Here is a 728-nt window from a genome sequence, read left to right as displayed (position 1 = left end):
AGCGGTTTCGTATTCCTCAATGGTGGATTGCAGCCGCTCGCGGGTGCTGCGCAGTTCCTGTTCGAGATCGGCCGTGCTGTCGACGGTCCTGTCGCCCCGGGCCTCGTCCGCCGCAGTCTGCGCCGGGCTGATGGGGTGGAACAGCACGAGATAGAGAGGATCGGCGCCGCCGCGCCGGTCGAGCGGCTCGATCGTCAGGCGGATCGGCTGCACGCGGTCGTCCTCGTCGTCCACGACCACCCGTTCGCGCACGACCGTTGCCCCCGTCGACACCGCATCCCGCAGCGCCGACCGGAGGTCGAGCCGCAGGCCCTTCTTCGCCATCGTCAGGATCTGCCGGCTCGGGATCCCCTGCGGCGCTTCCAGATACTTGCCGGTCTTCCCGGAGTAATAGACGACGTCGCCGTCGCCATTCACGACCACATGCGCCGGCGAGAAGCGCTCGATCACCTGCGCCTCGACGGCCTGGCGCAGGGAATAGGACGCGATCCGCGTCGGGACGGGCTCGCCAGCATCCTGCGATGACGCCTTGAGGCTCCCCAGTTCGATCCGGAGCCGGTGCGGCGCGGCTGCGTGGTCCTTGGCCTGGAAGATGCGGAACTTCTTGTCCACCATCGAGAACAGGTCGCCGTGCTGGCTGATGCTTTCCGATGTGCCGAGGAACAGGTAGCGCCCGGCTTGAGCGCATAGTGGAAGGTGGGGATGACGCGGTTCTGGATGTCCGGTCC

The 728-nt window shown here is 67.2% G+C and carries 1 pseudogene; it reads right to left on the bottom strand.

The annotated features are described in order from the left end of the window. Window positions 1-728 (bottom strand): annotated as a pseudogene (locus A6302_RS20635) (PAS domain-containing protein); the annotation flags it as partial.

Source organism: Methylobrevis pamukkalensis (assembly GCF_001720135.1).
Lineage (GTDB): Bacteria > Pseudomonadota > Alphaproteobacteria > Rhizobiales > Pleomorphomonadaceae > Methylobrevis > Methylobrevis pamukkalensis.
Note: the sequence above shows the minus strand (reverse complement) of the source record. Positions and strands in the feature narration are given on the sequence as shown.